Here is a 19,354-nt window from a genome sequence, read left to right as displayed (position 1 = left end):
TTTTGCCCTGTTTGATGCCGGATAAGCAACGAATTTTCGGCGGGTTTAATAAGGAAGGCATATCTTCTATACCAGCTTCGGAAAGGCCCTGCAGCCAATACTTTTTCTGGTCACGATTAAAAATGAGCGGCATTCGATAAGTAAAACGTAGCACAAACATAATGTAGAAAAGCCGGGATTTGATCCCCGGCTATATTCAGGTACATACTCTTAAATATTTAGGTGGACAGATACCGAACAGTTCTTTTGTTGGGCAAGAATCATAATATTGTTTTAATTGTGAGGCAGCACAGCCAATTCAAAATTAAAATCTGCTACATAAGAGGAACGGGAGAAGAACCAATACAGGGACGAAACCAGCGGAGCGGTTGCCATCATCAGGTAGACTTTTTTCCCGGGAGAACCAATAAGGCTGGGATTGTCCGGATAGTATGCTTCAGATATCACAATGGCATTTTGCTCTTTTTGAAAGGACGGACCTGATAGATGTACGCCAGTTGTCGGGTTATAAGCAATTTCAACAGTGAAAAGCTCATATTGGGTAAGGGAAACATTTGCACCTTGATCCAAGTTTGTGATAATTCTCAAGATAGAAAACCTCCTTTGTTTTTTTACATTGATATATATCAAACAAAAGCAGGAATTATTCCAAAAAATAACTAAAGCGCTGGTATATTTTAAAACGGCTAAATGGGCTTGCGATCTTAAACTGACACCGGCTTCCAACTAAAGGGGCATATAATACAGATAAGCATAAAAAAACCGCGCTAACCTGCGCGGTAATTCATTTCTGCTGGTCGGGGCGACAGGATTTGAACCTGCGACCTTCTGATCCCAAATCAGACGCGCTAGCCAAGCTGCGCTACGCCCCGAACTTCTTTATGATAGCACCTGGAGCGTAAGAATGTCAATTGTATGGCAGGCCGGTAACGCTTGCTTGCTTAAGCTGATCTCAGCATTCACGCAAAACGCTGTTAATATATAATGAAGGTAAGCAAAGCAAAATAAAGAAGGAGGAGCAGGGGATGGTTAATATAGACTTGAGTCCGGTGGGTTACGTTCTTTCGCCGGTAGAAGAACCCGGGGATATGCCTTTGGGGGGAAGAGATGCTGTTATTGAGCTCATGCCCGAATACGCCGAGGCTCTGCAGGGACTGGAGGAGAGCTCTAACATTTGGATCTTGTCCTGGTTTCATAAGGCGCCGCGGGATGTGTTAAAGGTCAAACCGGGTAAGGTTAATCCTGATTTACCTGAATATGGAGTTTTTGCCCTGCGTGCTTATGCCCGCCCTAACCCGATTGGCTTAAGTCTGGTAAAACTGGAAGGAGTGGACGGCAACAGGGTATACGTTCTGGGATTGGACGCAGTAGGCGGGACGCCTGTATTGGATATCAAACCCTATTTTGAAAATGATACCATCTTTTCGCCCCTTACTCCCTATGTAAGGGGAAAAAGCCGGGAAATGCGCCGGGGTATGATTAGAAAACATGCGTTGGTTCACCACGGGGAAGAGTGTCCGGATATGCTGATAGGAGTGAGAATGGCAGCTATAGCCGAGGATTACTTTGGTCAACTCAACTGTTCGGACCTCATGGTCAAAGTACAGGGATCGCCCTGTCTGGCTGACACTATTCAGGGAATCAGCCGCGCCCGTTTTGCCAATCCCCCGCGCTTCAATTACAGCAATATGAGTGACAGGAGTGAAACTATCTGGGCTAAAAATGGCCGCGTCTTGACTATCTGTCTGAAAGATGTCTTCAGTCGGGAAGATATAAATTATTTGGCTGATGAAGACCTTTTTTATATATTCTGAGGCTGTCAATAATCTGTAAGCCATGGTCTGCATGTACCCCGGAATTATCCGGGGTTCAGCTATGGCTCAAAACTATTGTTGGCAATATCCATAGCTTTCTCCAGGGCGAAATAGGTATAAGGACCTACAATCCCGTCGCTGGCCAAATCATAATCGGTCTGGAAAGACTTCACCGCCTCTGTGGTCTTAGGCCCGAATGCACCATCAGTTGAGGAATTATAATAACCCAGCTTTTTGAGATCCTTTTGCAATTGCTTCACATCATCACCGCTGGAACCCTCTTTTAATATCCTTCCCGTATAGGCCTTGCCAACTATATTTACTGGCGTACCAATAGGGGTGAGGTCATATATTTTTATCACATCCTTATTATACATGCGGATGCAGCCATGGCTTACCGCCCTGCCGATCGAATTGGGGTTATTGGTGCCGTGAATACCATACCCTCCCCAGGGAACTGACAATCTCATCCAGCGAGCACCGAAGGGGCCGCCGGGATTCATTGTTTTCTGAACGATTACCCAATTGCCCAGGGGGCTTGGGGTGGATGGTTTCCCTATAGCCACCGGATAGCCGGTGCTTTTCCCGCCAATAGTAAAGGTCAGCCTGCGCTTGCTCAGGTTGATCAAAATAGATGGCCGTGCAGTCAAAGATTCTTTGCCGGCCGCTGTTTTTTCTCTTCCCAGGTTCAGTGTGTTCCAGATTTCAGGTCCGACAACCCCGTCCGCCGACAGGTCTAATAGCTGCTGTAAATGCACTACTGCTTTGGCCGTGGTTTGATCATAGCTGCCGCTGGCGGCGATATGGTACCCCGCTTCAATAAGTTTTTCCTGGAGCAGAAGCACATCGGGCCCCTGCATAGTGTTTTCACCATATCTTAAAAACCGGCTGGCATAAATCATTTATTTTCTCCTTTGTTGACCCTCATATACGGGGCAAGAATTATTTTCACTGTATATACTATGAATTTTGCTCAGCTGAGTTGACAGGCCGGCGGCGAGAATAGATTTCAGGAAAAATAATTAATAAATTCCAAATATTAGGAGGAAATCTTTAACTTATGTAGAAGTAAACAGAAAAGCATTGAGAGTGTGGTGGGAAAATGCAGGAGAACGATATCAGGCAGGTGGAAAGCATGATCGAGGCTGCGTTAGATAAAATGCGCAATCATGATATCAGCGCTGCGCTGGAAGAATTGTTGCAGGCGGTAGAACTGGAACCGGAGAATGTAAAAATCATCAATCTAATTGCCTCCTGTTACTTTATACAGGGGGAATTTGACCGGGCTATAGCCTGCTGGGAAATGGTGCTCAGGTTGGATGAAGCTAATAAAGACGCCGAGGTCAGGCTAAAATCGTCAACTGCTCCGGCGTTTCAATCCTGGTTGAAACGTTATCGTGAAGTTCTGGCCCGTATGGAGAGCAGGAACTATCAGCAGGCGGTAAAGGAGTTAAGGCAATTGATGGAAGAGAACGACGGATTTGTCAGCTTATACGAGTTGCTGGGCCTTTGCCACCTGGCTCTTTCTGAGGCTGATAAAGCCAAAACAGTATGGCAAAAAGGTCTGCAGCTGGACCGGAGCAATAAATCCCTGCTGGGTTATCTGGAAAGCAGGAAGGAAAACCGGACCTTGGCCTGTGAACAGATTGCCGCCGGTAATAAAGAAGCTGCTGCAATGAAAGTAAAGCACGGCTCCCGTTATTACGGTTTAGCCTGGGCTGCTGCCGGGATACTATGTCTGGCCCTTCTTATACCTGCCAGCTATTATATTGACCAGAAACAGGTTGGGGCTTTAAAAACCCAGGCTGTGCAGAAGAAAATAATGGACTCCATGCAAGCGACCAAGAAGACGGGTAAAACTGCCCCGGTTATAGCTCCGGCTTCCAAACTGGAATTTTCGGCTAATGCCAGCGGGCAGCCGCAAGTTGATTTAAAACAGGGCAAAAATGATGCCGGTGAAGAGCTTTATTATAACAAAGGGCTGGCCGCATATCTAAGGGCCGACTGGCAGTCGGCAGCAACTAACCTGGGTGAGGTGGTTGGAATGCAATCTGGGAGCTATTTAAATCGGGAAGCCCTGTATTACCTGGCCCGAACCAAATATCTGAGCGGAAATTTGGACGAAGCCAGGGAATATTACCTTCAATACCTAAAGGAGTTTCCCGATAGTAATTATTATGACGACAGCTTGTACTACCTGGGGACTGTGTACCACCGCAGCGGAGACGATAAGTCCGCCCGGAAGATGTTTAAAGAGCTTCAGGCTATCGAACCGGAAAGCGGGTATTTATCCACTACTTTATCCAAACAGATTATGAATTAAGCAGTTAATGGCCGGGCCGGAAAAGCCCGGCCTTTTTTAACCCCTTTGCTGGATGTATAATGAGGACAGAGATATACCAGAGGAAATCATCAGCGCTTTTAAGGTTAAAAATGATTAAAGCGACGGGGAGAGGGGAATAATGGATAAAAAAGTTGCTGCCGGCATATTACTGGTGCTTTTTTTGTGTACCGGAGGCTGTAAAGCAGGCGGAGGAAAAGGCTCAGGCTCAGATCCGGTCAGTAATCAACCCCTTAAGGACATACCTGCCGATACCGAGATTGTAGAAGGGCTGAAAACCAGTAAATCTCCGGCAGGGAAAGTGGCGGGCCAACAGGATGAAGATATTCTCGAGCTGAAACACTGGAAATATGGCAGTGAGAAAAGCGGGCAACAGAGTGAGCCGCAGCCGCCCCAGGAACCGCAACCGCCCCAAGCGCCAGTTATGGATGAAGTGACCACTGATGATTGGGAACCAGTATTGATTCAGATTTTGAGTCAGGAAGAAATTGAATTAATAGTAAAACGACTGACAGAATTGGGTTATTTAAAAGGCCCGAATCCCAGCGAAGAGGATTTCCAGGCTGCTGTACGCGATTTTCAAAGGGAGCACTCTTTGCCTATTACCGGTAGGCTTGATGCCCCGACTCGTGATTTGCTGAACAAGAAATAGAAAGTATTTATGTTTTTAAACCGGATAGGACTTGACTTAAGATGTTCTTTTTCATTATTCTTATAAATGAAGAAATGACAAAAGCGGAAGTGGCTCAGTGGTAGAGCATCGCCTTGCCAAGGCGAGGGTCGCGAGTTCGAATCTCGTCTTCCGCTCCAGATTATCATACCTCGGCATTGCCGGGGTGTTGTGTTTTTGGCTGATCTAGGGTAAATTCTTAAGAGGGTCTTTTTGCTAGACGTCTGGCAATTACATTCCTGTGCATTGGTCAATCTTAATAGTTAGGAGGAGCATAAGTGGAGGCTAAATTAGAGAAGATAGAGAACAGTGAGGCATACATAGAGATCGAGGTGGATGCCGAGAAGTTCGAAGAAGGGTTAGAGAAGGCTTATCGTAAAGTGGTCAGGCAGGTCAGTATTCCGGGTTTCCGTAAGGGACGGGCGCCCAGACCGCTTTTGGAAGCCCACTACGGTAAGGAGATTCTTTACCAGGATGCACTGGAAGTAATAGTTCCTGATGCCTACGAAGAAGCCCTGAAGCAATTAAATATAGAAGCCTTGGCTCAACCGGAATTTGATATCGATGAGATTGAAGATGGCCAACCCTTTAATTTTAAGGCCCGGGTAGCGGTTAAGCCTGAGTTTGAGCTGGGCAAACTGGAAGGATTGGAAATTAGCATCCCTCGTTTCCAGGTGACTGACGAGGATGTTGACCATAAACTGGAAGACATACGTTCCCGCTATGCTGAACTGACCGAAAAAACAGCGGAACCGGCAGTAATCGGCGACACTGTGGAAATCGATTTTGAAGGCTTTATAGATGGCGAAGCCTTTCCCGGCGGCCAGGGCAGCGATTATCCCCTGGAACTGGGTTCCAATACCTTTATTCCCGGTTTTGAAGAACAACTGGCGGGGATTAAATTGGGAGAGGAAAAGGATGTCAAGGTCACCTTCCCGGATGAATACCATGCCGAAGATCTGGCGGGCAAGGATGCCGTGTTTAAAGTCAAAGTCAAAAAAATTGAGAGCAAAAAGCTGCGTGAACTGGATGATGCATTTGTTCAGGAAGTCAGCGAATTTGAGACACTTGCCGAACTTCGTGACGATATCAGGACCAACCTGGAAAAAATGAGCAATGCCCGCAAACAGGAAATCATAAAGCAGGAGGCTATAAACCTGGCGGTGAGCAACTGTGAAATACCGGTGGCCGATGCTGTAGTTAATCAGCAGTTGGAGCGCATGCTGGAACATTTTGGGCAAAAGATGGCCAGCCAAGGTTTGAGCCTGGAACAATACTTCCAGTTTACCGGCAGTAATCCGGAAGCTTTCTACAGTGAATTGCGGCCGGAGGCTGAGAGGATCGTTAGGACCAACTTCCTGCTGGAAAAAATAGTAGAGGAAAAAGGTTTTAGTGTAAGTGATGAAGAATTGAATAATCAGATAGAAGACGCAGCCAAAGACATGGGGGCTGACCTGGAAACAGCCAAAGCGACCTTGGGGGAACTTAAGGGTAATATTGAAAAGGGCATGAAGATTGATAAGGCTGTTCAATACCTGGTCGACAATGCCGTTATCAGCGAGAAGGAAGAGGAAAAGGGCGAAGTAGAAACTGGTGAATAAATAGAATAGTATAAGGTTAAATGAATAGTTTTAAAGAAGGGGTGATAAAATGTCATATCTGGTTCCGATGGTAGTTGAACAGACCAATCGCGGTGAAAGATCCTACGACATCTATTCCCGGTTGCTCAAGGACAGAATTATTTTTTTGGGTACTGCTATCGACGATACTGTAGCCAATCTTGTTATTGCTCAACTTCTTTTCCTGGAAGCGGAAGACCCCGATAAAGATATTTCGGTTTATATCAACAGCCCGGGCGGCTCTATCAGTGCGGGCATGGCAATTTTTGATACGATGCAGTATATAAGGCCTGATGTTTCCACAATATGTGTGGGAATGGCGGCCAGCATGGGTGCGTTTCTCCTTGCTGCCGGTCACAAGGGCAAGCGATTCGCTCTTCCCAATGCTGAAGTAATGATTCACCAGCCTTTGGGCGGTATGCAAGGCCAGGCCACTGATATTGAGATTCACGCCCGCAGGCTTATAGCCATGAAAGAATCATTGAACCGTATATTGGCAGAAAGAACCGGACAAAAACTTGAAAAAATCCAAAAAGATGTAGAACGGGATTATTTTATGACTGCTAAAGAAGCCATGGAATATGGTATCATAGACGAGGTCATAAGCCATCCGAAAAAAGCTGGAAAGAAATAGCCTTTTCTTTGAGAGAGAGGTGAAAGTATGAAATATGGGGATGAAAAAGGTCAGTTGAAGTGTTCATTTTGCGGAAAGACCCAGGATCAGGTCAAGAAGCTGGTAGCCGGTCCCGGGGTCTATATCTGTGATGAGTGTATAGAACTGTGTAATGAGATAATCGAAGAAGAATTAGCGGATGATCTGGGATTTGAACTGGGGGATATTCCCAAGCCCCAGGAAATCCGTGAAATCCTGGATGATTATGTCATTGGGCAGGATCGGGCCAAGAAATCCTTGGCGGTAGCCGTATATAACCATTACAAGAGAATAAACCTGGGCATGAAGCTGGATGATGTGGAGCTGCAAAAGAGCAACATTATGATGCTGGGACCTACCGGAAGCGGCAAAACCTTGCTCGCTCAGACGCTCGCCCGCATACTTAACGTGCCGTTTGCTATTGCCGATGCCACCTCTCTGACTGAAGCCGGTTATGTGGGCGAAGATGTCGAAAATATTCTTTTGAAGCTTATTCAAGCGGCTGATTACGATATTGAAAAAGCCGAAAAGGGCATCGTCTATATCGATGAGATCGATAAGATTGCCCGTAAGACCGATAATCCCAGTATAACCCGGGATGTATCCGGTGAAGGGGTGCAGCAGGCGCTGCTGAAAATCTTGGAAGGCACGGTAGCCAGCGTTCCGCCTCAGGGGGGGAGAAAACACCCCCATCAGGAGTTTATTCAGATAGACACCAGTAATATTCTGTTTATCTGCGGCGGTGCTTTTGAGGGTATAGACAAGATTATTCAGAACCGGGTAGGCGAGAAAGTAATGGGTTTTGGGGCTGACATAAAGAAACGCGAGGAGAAAGAAATCGGTGAGATTCTTAATATGATCCTGCCGCAGGATCTCCTTCGCTATGGTTTGATTCCCGAGTTTGTAGGCCGGGTACCCATAATCGTCACCCTGGATGCTTTGGATATCAATGCCCTGGTTAAAATATTAGTCGAGCCCAAAAATGCCCTGGTCAAACAGTACAAAAAATTGTTTGAACTCGATGGGGTGGATCTGGAATTTATGGAAGATGCCATGCATGCCATTGCTGATGAGGCACTGCGCAGGAATACCGGAGCTCGTGGCTTGAGAGCCATAATCGAAGATATCATGCTGGATGTAATGTATGAAGTACCTTCCCGTATCGATGTTACCAAGGTAGTAATTACCAAGGACATTGTGGAAAAGAAAGAAAAACCATTGCTGGTAACGGTAGATGCCCGGCGCAAGGTGAACTAGAGCCAGTAAAACATCTATTTTTAAAATCAAATCTCAAGAGGAAAAGGTAGCGAAAGCTGCCTTTTTTTACTTAACCTCAATCATAATCCTTGAATACTGCTTCGGGAATAATAAAAACAGATTTCAAGGAAGGAATTAAATGAATGAACAATTTTTTTATTCAGTACGGAGGTATTTTGTATCTTATCCAGCTTTTTTTTGCCATTATAATCGGCCTTTATTTCTGGAATCTGTTAAAGAATCAGCAGAGCCGCAAAACGGTGGTGGTAAAGGAAGCGGAGAAAGAGACCCGTAAATTGAAGCAAATGCGCAACACCAGACTTACCGAGCCTCTGTCCAGTCTGACCCGTCCCGCCAGCCTGGATGATGTGGTGGGACAACCTGAAGGCATTGACATACTAAGGTCAGCCTTATGCGGTCATAATCCTCAGCATGTGATAATATACGGGCCGCCCGGGGTAGGAAAAACAGCCGCTGCCCGTCTGGTGCTGGAGGAGGCTAAAAAAAACGTTATATCACCGTTTGGTAAAGAAGCTAAATTCGTGGAAGTAGATGCTACCATTACGCGATTTGATGAGCGCAATATTGCCGATCCCCTGATTGGTTCGGTCCATGACCCTATTTACCAGGGAGCCGGCTCTCTGGGCTCGGCCGGAGTCCCCCAGCCCAAACCGGGCGCCTGCACCAAAGCTCACGGCGGCATATTATTTATAGACGAGATCGGCGAACTCCATTCCACCCAGATGAATAAGCTGCTTAAGGTGTTGGAAGACCGCAAAGTAATGTTGGAGAGCGCTTATTATAATGAAAACGACAAAAACATTCCCGCCCATATTCATGATATCTTTAATAACGGCTTACCGGCAGATTTCCGATTGGTAGGAGCTACGACCAGAATGCCGGATGAACTGCCCCCGGCTCTGCGTTCCCGTTGCCTGGAAATTTTTTTCTCTCCCCTGGATAAAGAAAACATAAGGACCATTGCCGGCAATGCGGCCGGTAAAATAATGTGCCAATTAACCCCGGAAGCGTTGGAGCATATTACCCGTTATGCCAGCAACGGGCGGGAGGCGGTAAATATGATTCAACTGGCAGCCGGAATAGCGCAAGTTCACAATAGCAGTAATATCACCAAGGCGCTAATCGAGAAAGTGGTAAACAATGGGCGCTTTGCACCCCGGCCTGAAGTTAAGCCCTGTAGCAGACCCCTGGTGGGAACGGTCAACGGCTTGGCGGTGTATGGAGCCAATGTCGGCACCTTGATAGAAGTAGAGGCGGCCAGTATTCCGGTCGCCAGTGGCAGGGGGAAATGGACCGTTACCGGGGTGGTGGATGAAGAACAGATGGGAGGCCACGACCGCAAGTTTACCCGTAAAAGCATGGCCCGGGGGGCGGTGGAAAATGTGCTGACCGTATTGCGTTCCCATTACCGGCTGAATATCGATGATTTTGATATTCATCTCAATTTTCCGGGCGGTATCCCAGTCGATGGTCCTTCAGCCGGAATCAGTATGGCCACTGCTATTTATTCCAGTCTGCTGGGACGGGCGGTAGATAACACCTTGGCCATGACGGGAGAAGTCTCGGTTCACGGCAAAATCAAGCCGGTAGGGGGAGTGATGAGCAAGGTGGATGCTGCCCGTAAAGCAGGGATAAAGAAAGTATTTATACCAGGTGAAAACTGGCTGGACATTTTTGCCGAGTACCAGGATGTTGATATTGTTCCTATCCGGGAAGTGGGAGAAGTCTTGGATAATGCATTTGTAGATTAAACCGCTGCCTTTGCTATAATATATATAGACCTTCTATACCGCCAAACTACCGGTCGGCTAGCCTTGCGCGGCTCCGGTACATATAGTAGAATGAATTTGCCCGGGAGGTGTTGAATTGTTTGAAACAAATGAGGTCTATCGTGAAATACCGATGTTGCCGCTGCGCGGTGTACTGGTTTTTCCATACACGGTGATTCATCTGGATGTAGGACGGAAGAAATCTATCAATGCCATAGAACAGGCTATGTTAGAAAATAAAGAAATATTTCTGGCTACCCAGAAAGAAGCCCAGACTGATGAACCCGGCGAAGATGACATCTTCACGGTAGGGACAGTGGCCGAAGTAAGGCAGATTTTGAAAATGCCGGGGGGCACCATGCGAGTTTTGGTGGAGGGCCTTTACCGGGCTGAAGTAACCGATTATTTAAGTCATGACCCTTATATGAAAGTGGTAGTGGAGGAATGGAGAGAATACCCCGCTGATAAGACGGCCGAGCTGGAAGCCCTTATGCGTACCCTGATTGCCCAATTTGAACAATATGTAAGAATAAGCAAAAAAATCCCTCCGGAGACTGTGGTTTCCGTAGTCGCTATTGAAGAACCAGGACGGCTGGCGGATGTTATAGCATCCCATCTCTCCCTAAGAATCAATGAAAAGCAGAAAATACTTGAAGCTGGCGATATTTCCAAACGCCTGGATTATCTCTGCGAACTTTTAGCTAAAGAAATGGAAGTTCTGGAACTGGAGAGAAAGATAAATATCCGGGTGCGCAAACAAATGGAAAAAACTCAGAAGGAATACTATCTGCGGGAACAAATGAAAGCTATTCAAAAAGAACTGGGGGATAAGGATGAAAGGGCCGCCGAGGTGGAGGAGTTAAAAGCCGACATCGAGAAAGCCAATCTGCCTAAAGAGGCTCGTGAAAAAGCCTATAAAGAACTGGAACGGCTGGAGAAAATGCCGCCCATGGTGGCTGAGGCCGTAGTGGTCAGGAATTACCTGGATTGGATGCTTTCCCTGCCCTGGTCGATTGAGACCAGAGACCGCCTGGATTTAAAAGTGGCGGAAAACATACTGGAGGAAGACCACTATGGTCTGGAAAAACCCAAAGAAAGAATCCTGGAGTATCTGGCCATCCGCAAACTGGCCAAAAAGATGAAAGGCCCCATCCTTTGTCTGGTCGGTCCTCCGGGGGTAGGTAAAACCTCCCTGGGCAAATCCGTAGCTCGTTCCCTGGGACGCAAATTTGTCCGCATGTCCCTGGGGGGGGTTCGGGATGAAGCCGAAATCAGGGGGCATCGGCGTACTTATGTGGGCTCCATGCCCGGACGGGTATTGCAGAGCATGAAAACGGCAGGTTCCAGAAACCCGGTATTTTTATTGGACGAAATCGATAAAATGACCATGGACTTCAGGGGAGACCCGGCATCGGCACTGCTGGAAGTACTGGACCCGGAGCAAAACTATACCTTCAGCGACCATTACCTGGAAGTCCCCTTTGACCTCTCCAAGGTAATGTTTATAACCACGGCCAATACCGTTCATAATATTCCCCGGCCCTTGCTGGATCGTATGGAAGTCATCGAAATAAGCGGTTACACCGAAGAGGATAAAGTGCACATTGCCATGGATTACCTGGTGCCCAAACAAATCAGGGAACATGGATTAAAAGAGAGCAATATCAGTTTTTCCGAGGGGGCCATCCGCAAGATTATCCGTGAATATACCCGCGAGGCAGGGGTGAGAAACCTGGAGCGGGAAATCGCTTCAGTCTGCCGTAAAGTTGCCCGGCAGGTGGTAGAGGATAAAAATACCGCAATCAATGTAACCGGCAGCAGCATAACCAAATTTTTGGGGGCGGAGCGTTTCCGTTACGGAGTGGCCGAAAAGGAAAGCCAGATAGGGGTTGCCACCGGCCTGGCCTGGACGGAAAGCGGGGGCGATATCCTCTCCATCGAAGTAGCCCTTTTGCGCGGTAAAGGCAACCTGATGCTGACCGGCAAGCTGGGCGATGTGATGAAGGAATCAGCCCAGGCCGCCCTCACCTATGTCCGTTCCCGGGCTGAGGAACTGGGTATTGACAGCGAAATACCGGAAAAATTTGATGTCCATCTGCATGTGCCGGAAGGGGCCATACCCAAGGACGGTCCCTCGGCCGGGATAACCATTGCCACTTCGCTGGCTTCGGCCATGTCGGGCCGGCCGGTGCGCAACAATGTAGCTATGACCGGAGAGATTACCCTGCGGGGCAGAGTACTTCCTATTGGAGGGCTGAAGGAAAAAGTTCTGGCTGCTCACCGTGCCGGGATTAACACCATAATAATGCCCGTAGACAACAAAAAGGATCTGGCTGACATACCCAATAATGTCAAGAAAAAAATACGCTTTGTCATGGTGGATCATATGGATAAAGTACTGGCAGAGACCTTGATTGATATCAATATGAACTAATTAAAGAAAGGCAAGACACGGAGAGGGGGTCTTTTATCTCCGGGTCTTGCTATACGCCGAACGGAAGCAAGGGTGGAGTGGGAAGTGTTAATTAAATCAAGTGAATTTAAGGGAGCGTTTGGGGATTGGAACCGGCTCCCGGAGGAAAATCTGCCCGAGATAGCTCTGGTAGGCCGTTCCAACGTAGGCAAATCTTCACTCATAAACAAGATTGTGAACCGCAAAAACCTGGCCAAATCGAGCTCCACCCCGGGAAAAACCAGAACTATTAACTTCTATTTGCTTAATAATGCTTTTAATCTGGTAGACCTTCCGGGCTATGGCTATGCCAAAGTATCCAAAGCGGAACAGCAAAAATGGGGCAAAACCATAGAGAATTATTTGAAAAATCGAAAGCAGTTGCGGGGAGCTATTCATCTGGTCGATATCAGACATGAACCCGGGAACCATGATGTTGCCATGAAAGAATGGCTCAGCCACTATGAAATCCCTATCCTCCTGGTAGCAACCAAAGCGGATAAGATATCCCGCGGGGCCCGGCAAAAACAGCTCCAGCTTATAAGCCGCAAATTACATCTAAACCCGGATGTCAGGCCCCTGGTCTTTTCCGCCGCAACCGGCGAAGGAGCCGGAGAGATAAGGGATGCGATAGGCGAAATAATTAATTAACATCAATGCCCGGGGGCCATACCTATAGGCAAACACCTACGAAAACAGCAGTAGAAACCTTTTGATCAGTTATAGCGTTAAGTTTGGATGCATAAATATTCCGTCGCCAAGACTCCACCTGGGCAACACCGACTGCTTGTCTCGCGCCTGAAGGGGGACGTTCCAATTCGCGTCCGTGCTCAGTGTCACTCTCACCCCCTTAATGGTGAGGCCCTGCCGAACATCAGTGTGTCCTGGGGGTATCCCCCCCCCATCCATTGGGGATCGCCCCCTTCCGCCGCTCGCCTGATGCTCCAGGCTCCGTCTAACGGCTTTATGCATCCAAACAGAGCGGTTATACTTTCAATCTGCGTCCTTAATGCGAGTATAACGAGCATAAGTTGTTGTCCTCGAAGAGGGCGTCTATTACTTATTAATAATTGATTACCCGTTCCCGCATATATTGGATTAATTCCTTTTCCGTATGGTTATCACGGGCAGCCATAAAATTGTCCAGTATCTGCAGCAGTTGCTCTTTCCCGTTGTCCCCGGTCATATACTCGCGGGGGGTTTTTCCTTCCAGCTCGGCCAGGGAGCTGTCCAGCCATCGTTCTGTTTCCTGGTCCTTGATAATGGTGAACCAGAGATGACTCTTATCCGGCGGGGGTGGCTGTTGCAGGAAGCGATTGCTCAAAACCTGCAGCTCTTTTCCGGGCAGTATAGCTGCTACCTTGTCCTGCAAGTCAACTATATCTTTCAGCACATCGGCACAGCATAACAGCGTCCTATCGCCCAGGATTAGCCTGACGTAACCATGGTGCTCCGGCCGGGGTCTGAACCAGGTGAATCCCCCGGTCTGATGCAGCGGGATAAACTCGTTATCTTCGCCCCAGGCTTTAAGCAGAAGCTCTTTCTCCTCGGTGCTAATTTCGCAACTGCGCATATCATTAAAATTAACCAGGGTCTTGGAGTAGGCATGGTCAAAAATGCCATAAAGCATTTCCGCGTGAAATTTTAGCACATTAAGGATGGTATCATTAAACAGCTGGCGCAAGAAATTCATATGCTCCAGCAAAAAATCCTTCTGCCCGGCTTTATTGTCAACTGCCAGAACCATACCGGAGAATACATTTTCCCCTTCTATCTGTACCAGGCGGCCCAGAAGCAATAGTTCGGCGTTGCCATCCATGCCTTCCCAGGGTTCTTGAAGCAGGATTTCACAGGTTTTATCCACGAGAATATCGCGTACCTTAAGATAAAAGCCGTGGCTTTCTTCAACCTGATAAACCGAAGCAAAGGAGATGCTTAGCGCCGCCATACAGTCGCGTAATGATGCAGCCATATAATTGGCATTTTCGGTTAAATAATGGTAGGCCAGAGTATTTTCGTCCTCGGTCAAGAGGTCAAACCACAGCCAGTCCGAAAAAATGGATTCATGCTCCGGGGGAAGGCTGTTTTTAACGGTAAAACGCAGAAACTGTTTCCGGGCATCTCTGCGGATTCTTTTAATCAGGTTGTCATAATAAGTGTCCAGTTTCATTTTGGCAGCAGTCATGAGTTCACTATTACGGGTAAAAGGGTCGTCACTGGCATCGATTAGTTCGTCCAACACACCGCAGCACTTCTTGTATTTTTTTCCGCTGCCACAGGGGCAGAGCTCATTTCTGCCTACTTTCAGCCTGGCCATCATTTTTCCCCCCAGATAATTAGTTGGTGCCGAAGCATTAATATCAATGCTTAAAGCTTAGCATAACAACATATATTTTTAAATTATCCCCCATTTATTTCGCAAGGACTTGAAATAAATGTGAAATTAAGTACAATATAAACAGAGAGCAGGAGTATCAAAAATTGAATCTATCTGGCATGATTAGGCCTTATCTTTTAGCCCTGCACGTTAAACCAACGGGCAGGGAATTTTCTATTTAAGCCCCGTAATGCGGATTCTTTATTATTGCCAGGGATTTACAGGGATATAAATCTATCGTATAAAACTTGCGCAGGCCCGATGATATTAAGTACAATTTAGATTGTATAAACGGGCTTCATAATTGTAATCGTTATAATCCCTGCGGAAATCTGCAGGCAACTATACTGATTTAAGCTAGTTACAATACTTTAAGGGTATATGAGGAGGTAAACCGTTAATGTCTTCAGCCAAGAATTTACCCAGTGTTTATGATCCCGGAAGTGTTGAAGGAAAATGGTATGAATATTGGAAAGATAATAATTATTTTGTCCCCCGGGACGATCGGAGTAAAAAACCGTTTTCCATAGTTATGCCCCCACCCAATGTTACTGGTTCACTCCACCTGGGTCATGCTCTGGACAATACCCTGCAGGACATATTGACCCGCTGGCGGAGGATGCAGGGCTATAATTGCCTGTGGCTGCCCGGGACCGACCATGCCGGTATTGCCACCCAGGCGCGGGTAGAGGAAGCACTGGCGGCCGAGGGACTTACCAAGCATGATCTGGGGCGGGAAAAGTTCCTGGAACGGGTATGGGAATGGAAACATCTTTATGGCAACCGTATTACCAGCCAGCTGAGCCTGATGGGTTCTTCCTGTGACTGGAGCCGGGAGCGCTTTACCATGGATGAAGGATGTTCCCGGGCAGTTCGGGAAGTGTTTGTCAACCTTTATGAAAAGGGTTTGATTTATCAGGGAGACTACATAATCAACTGGTGTCCCCGCTGTCATACGGCTATTTCCGATATCGAAGTGGAGCATGAAGACAGTGACGGTTATCTCTGGCATATCAAATATCCCATCCAAGATTCCGACGAATTCCTGGTTGTGGCAACCACCCGCCCGGAAACCATGCTGGGGGATACAGGGGTAGCGGTTCATCCCGATGATGAGCGTTATACCCATCTGGTGGGGAAAAATGTGGTTCTGCCTCTGGTCAACCGGATAATTCCTGTTTTTGCCGATAGTTATGTGGAACGTGAATTCGGCACCGGTGCAGTCAAGGTTACTCCGGCCCATGACCCCAATGATTTTGAAATGGGTCTGCGTCACAACCTGGAGCAGGTGGTGGTCATAGATATTGATGCCTTTATGAACGGGAACGCCGGGCCTTATCAGGGGATGGAGCGTTATGAATGCCGCCGCAGGATCGTGCAGGATCTGAAAGAGCAGGGCTATCTGATTAAGGTGGAAGACCACCGGCATGCGGTAGGGCACTGCCAGCGCTGTGATACCGTAATCGAACCCCTGGTATCGAAACAGTGGTTTGTCAGGATGAAGCCTCTGGCCGAGCCTGCCATAAAAAAGGTTTTAAATGGTGAGATACGCTTTGTACCGGAACGCTTCACCAAGATTTATATAGGTTGGATGGAGAATATACGAGATTGGTGCATATCCCGGCAATTATGGTGGGGTCACCGCATACCGGTATGGTACTGCCAGAATTGCGGGGAAATCATTTGCAGCAAAGAAGACCCTGACCGTTGTCCCTCCTGCCGGTCGGCCGAACTGGAACAGGATGAAGATGTGCTGGACACCTGGTTTTCCAGCGCTCTATGGCCCTTCTCCACCCTGGGCTGGCCCCAAAGGACGGCTGACCTGGATTACTTCTATCCCACCAGTGTGCTGGTGACAGGCCGGGACATAATCTTCTTCTGGGTGGCGCGCATGATATTTTCAGGTATCGAGCATACCGGCCGGGTACCGTTTTATGATGTTAATATTCATGGGCTGATCCTGGACGGGCAAGGCCGTAAGATGAGCAAATCGTTGGGCAACGGCATCGACCCTATAGAGGTAATTGAGAAATACGGGGCCGATACCCTGCGCTTTTCACTTATAACCGGCGTAACACCCGGCAATGATGTGCGTTTTCATTGGGACAAGGTAGAGAATACCCGCAATTTTGCCAATAAAATATGGAATGCTTCCCGGTTTGTGCTTATGAATCTGGAAGGCTACGAAAAAATAGAGATCGACCCCGAAGAACTTACCCTGGCCGATCGCTGGATAATTTCCCGGCTCAATCAGAAAGCGGAGGAGGTTAACAGCCTGCTGGAACGCTACGACTTGGGTGAAGCCGCCAAGGTGCTCTATGATTTTAGCTGGGACGAATTCTGCGACTGGTATATAGAATTGGTCAAACCCAGATTGGGGAAGGAAGCCGGCCGGCGGGAAAAGCTGGTGGTGCAGAATGTGCTGAACGAGGTACTTACGGGTATATTGAGGCTCCTGCATCCCTTTATGCCTTTTATCACTGAAGAAATATACCAATATCTGCCCGGCCATAATGAAACCATAATGCTCGATCCCTGGCCGTTGAAAGATGACCGCCGGATATGGCCGGCCTCCCTGGATGAGATGCAGCAAATAATGAGCGCCATTCGCGCTCTGCGCAATATCCGGGCCGAGTTTAATGTTGCCCCCGGATCGCAGATTAAGGCGATTTTAGTGGTTGCTGACGATGACTGTCGCCAGGTTTTTGCCGCCAATCAATCCTATATCCGGCAGATGGCACGGCTGCAGGAAATGGAGATTGCAGCCAAGCTCAGCCAAAAACCAGCCCAGGCAGTTTCAGCTTTAACTGCTCAGACAGAAATATATGTACCTCTGGAAGGAATTATTGATGTAAACAAGGAAATAGCTCGGCTGGAAAAAGATTTGAAGGCTGCTGACGGTGAACTGGCCAAGGCCCGTGACAAGCTGAACAACGCCAATTTTGTCTCCCGGGCGCCGCTGGAGGTCATCGAGAAAGAAAAGTCCAAGGCTGAAGAAGCCGGAATCAGGAAAGAAGGTATTTTACAACGTCTGCAGATACTGAAAGATGCCTAGCAGGAGAACTGGCCAGAATAAGCATGCCCGGGCTTAGGCCCGGGCTTGAACGGATAGGGGTCCTGTTACAGGCTATGGACAATCCCTGTAAAGCTTATCCTTCCATTCACGTTGCCGGTACCAACGGCAAAGGTTCGGTAACGCTGATGATTGCTTCCGTATTGCAGCAGGCCGGTTACCGGGTGGGGCGTTTTATTTCGCCCCATATTCATTCTTACCGGGAAAGGTTCCTTATCAACGGGCAGGAAATAGAGGAAAATCTCCTGAAAAAATACCTGCAGGACATAGAGCGGAAGCTGGAGGCAATCAAAGGGCCGGCCTTCGCTGGGGTAACCGAATTCGAATTGCTGACCGCTCTGGCATTTAAATACTTTAAGGACGAACAGGTGGATTTGGCTGTACTGGAGACCGGTCTGGGGGGAACGTATGATTCCACCAATGTAGTGTCTCCCCTGTTATCGATAATTACCGGAGTAGACTATGACCATCAGGCTTATCTGGGTAACAGCCTGGAGGAAATAGCTCGCAACAAGGCCGGTATAATCAAGCCCGGGGTACCGGTAATAGTCGGTGACATGGAGCGGGAGGCCTATCTGATTATAGAAGAAAAGGCCAGCAGCCGGAATGCCCCGCTCTATCCTGGCGGCGCCTGCCGGATTCAGCGCCGCAACCGCCCTTCCCTAGATGGTCAGATAGTAGATGTGAACGGTGCAGGCATAAAAATGGAGGGGATACCCTTCTCATTGCTGGGGGATTTCCAGCTAAAGAATCTGGCAGTGGCTGTTACCGCCCTCATGGTGCTTAAACAGCAAGGTTATAACATTGCGGCAGAACACATGAGCCAAGCCCTGGCGGGTTTAAAACACCCGGGGCGCATGGAGTTAGTCAGCGAGCATCCTCCGATAATGCTTGATGTGGCTCATAACCCTCAAGCTGCCAGAGCGCTTAACCGCTCCCTGAAAAGCCTGTTTCCCGGCAGGCAGAGGATATTGGTCTGCGGAATATTGGATGATAAGGACAGTATGGCTATTCTGCGCGAACTGGGAGGGGATTGCCGGGGCTGTGTGGTTACCAGACCCGAGGGTGAGCGGGGGGCCAATTGGCAGCGGCTGGCAGAGCAGTGGCTGTCGCTTTACCCGGACAAGGAAGTGCGAATCAAAGAGGAGATCGAAACCGCGGTTGAGACCGGTGGGAAATGGTTGGAAGCTGGAGAATATCTGTTGGTGACGGGGTCGTTTTACGTCCTGGACCGCGCCCGGGCTCATTTTAATGAGTATTTAAGCTATTATTAACACATTCTTAACATAGAGTTAAACTTATTAGGTGT

At 48.0% G+C, this 19,354-nt stretch carries 13 protein-coding genes, 2 tRNA genes and 1 pseudogene; 12 read left to right on the top strand and 4 right to left on the bottom strand.

The features are described 5' to 3' along the window. Nucleotides 1-273 precede the first annotated feature (273 nt). Together ACU70B_RS11580 and ACU70B_RS11575 are read right to left on the bottom strand one after the other, a co-directional pair. Nucleotides 274-588: a hypothetical protein gene (locus ACU70B_RS11580; RefSeq protein ID WP_447183687.1), complete on the bottom strand. Its 315-nt coding sequence runs from the start codon at nucleotides 586-588 to the stop codon at nucleotides 274-276. A gap of 206 nt (nucleotides 589-794) precedes the next feature. Further along, nucleotides 795-872, bottom strand: a tRNA-Pro gene (locus tag ACU70B_RS11575). A gap of 153 nt (nucleotides 873-1,025) precedes the next feature. Here ACU70B_RS11575 and tsaA point away from each other — a divergent pair. Continuing rightward, nucleotides 1,026-1,814, top strand: coding sequence for a tRNA (N6-threonylcarbamoyladenosine(37)-N6)-methyltransferase TrmO (gene tsaA / locus ACU70B_RS11570; protein ID WP_447183686.1), 789 nt, complete (start codon nucleotides 1,026-1,028; stop codon nucleotides 1,812-1,814). A 59-nt stretch (nucleotides 1,815-1,873) separates the two neighbouring features. On the opposite strand, the gene ACU70B_RS11565 is transcribed toward tsaA, so the two are convergent. Next, nucleotides 1,874-2,716 carry a L,D-transpeptidase family protein gene (locus ACU70B_RS11565; protein WP_447183685.1) on the bottom strand — a complete coding sequence of 281 codons (843 nt, stop codon included), beginning with the start codon at nucleotides 2,714-2,716 and terminating at the stop codon, nucleotides 1,874-1,876. Nucleotides 2,717-2,916: 200 nt separating this feature from the next. On the opposite strand from ACU70B_RS11565, the gene ACU70B_RS11560 reads away from it, so the two are divergent. From ACU70B_RS11560 to yihA, 9 genes are all read left to right on the top strand, one after another. Further along, nucleotides 2,917-4,137: a tetratricopeptide repeat protein gene (locus ACU70B_RS11560; protein WP_447183684.1), complete on the top strand. Its 1,221-nt coding sequence runs from the start codon at nucleotides 2,917-2,919 to the stop codon at nucleotides 4,135-4,137. 139 nt (nucleotides 4,138-4,276) lie between these two features. Further along, nucleotides 4,277-4,807 carry a peptidoglycan-binding domain-containing protein gene (locus tag ACU70B_RS11555; RefSeq protein WP_447183683.1) on the top strand — a complete coding sequence of 177 codons (531 nt, stop codon included), beginning with the start codon at nucleotides 4,277-4,279 and terminating at the stop codon, nucleotides 4,805-4,807. Nucleotides 4,808-4,890: 83 nt separating this feature from the next. Next, nucleotides 4,891-4,965, top strand: a tRNA-Gly gene (locus ACU70B_RS11550). Nucleotides 4,966-5,103: 138 nt separating this feature from the next. Then, on the top strand, nucleotides 5,104-6,426 hold the full coding sequence (gene tig / locus ACU70B_RS11545; RefSeq protein WP_447183682.1) for a trigger factor: 1,323 nt from the start codon (nucleotides 5,104-5,106) through the stop codon (nucleotides 6,424-6,426). A 49-nt stretch (nucleotides 6,427-6,475) separates the two neighbouring features. After that, a complete protein-coding gene (gene clpP / locus ACU70B_RS11540) occupies nucleotides 6,476-7,078 on the top strand; it encodes an ATP-dependent Clp endopeptidase proteolytic subunit ClpP (RefSeq protein WP_447183681.1) in 603 nt (200 codons plus the stop codon). A 27-nt stretch (nucleotides 7,079-7,105) separates the two neighbouring features. Then, complete coding sequence (gene clpX, locus ACU70B_RS11535) at nucleotides 7,106-8,353, top strand: ATP-dependent protease ATP-binding subunit ClpX (protein WP_447183680.1); 1,248 nt, start codon at nucleotides 7,106-7,108, stop codon at nucleotides 8,351-8,353. 143 nt (nucleotides 8,354-8,496) lie between these two features. Continuing rightward, nucleotides 8,497-10,125, top strand: a complete 1,629-nt coding sequence (gene lonB / locus ACU70B_RS11530) for an ATP-dependent protease LonB (protein WP_447183679.1) — start codon at nucleotides 8,497-8,499, stop codon at nucleotides 10,123-10,125. A gap of 151 nt (nucleotides 10,126-10,276) precedes the next feature. Then, nucleotides 10,277-12,577: an endopeptidase La gene (gene lon / locus ACU70B_RS11525; protein ID WP_447185764.1), complete on the top strand. Its 2,301-nt coding sequence runs from the start codon at nucleotides 10,277-10,279 to the stop codon at nucleotides 12,575-12,577. 84 nt (nucleotides 12,578-12,661) lie between these two features. Next, entirely contained in the window at nucleotides 12,662-13,246 is a 585-nt protein-coding gene (gene yihA, locus ACU70B_RS11520) for a ribosome biogenesis GTP-binding protein YihA/YsxC (protein ID WP_447183678.1), read from the top strand. A 1,591-nt stretch (nucleotides 13,247-14,837) separates the two neighbouring features. Here the strand turns inward: yihA and ACU70B_RS11515 are convergent. Then, nucleotides 14,838-14,903: pseudogene (locus ACU70B_RS11515) on the bottom strand (SEC-C metal-binding domain-containing protein); the annotation flags it as partial. 469 nt (nucleotides 14,904-15,372) lie between these two features. Here ACU70B_RS11515 and ACU70B_RS11510 point away from each other — a divergent pair. Next, entirely contained in the window at nucleotides 15,373-18,027 is a 2,655-nt protein-coding gene (locus tag ACU70B_RS11510) for a valine--tRNA ligase (protein ID WP_447183677.1), read from the top strand. A gap of 23 nt (nucleotides 18,028-18,050) precedes the next feature. Further along, on the top strand, nucleotides 18,051-19,319 hold the full coding sequence (locus ACU70B_RS11505) for a bifunctional folylpolyglutamate synthase/dihydrofolate synthase (protein WP_447183676.1): 1,269 nt from the start codon (nucleotides 18,051-18,053) through the stop codon (nucleotides 19,317-19,319). The last annotated feature ends 35 nt before the right edge of the window (nucleotides 19,320-19,354 follow it).

This window comes from Syntrophomonas curvata (assembly GCF_052976825.1).
This window is presented reverse-complemented; position numbering and strand designations above follow the sequence as displayed.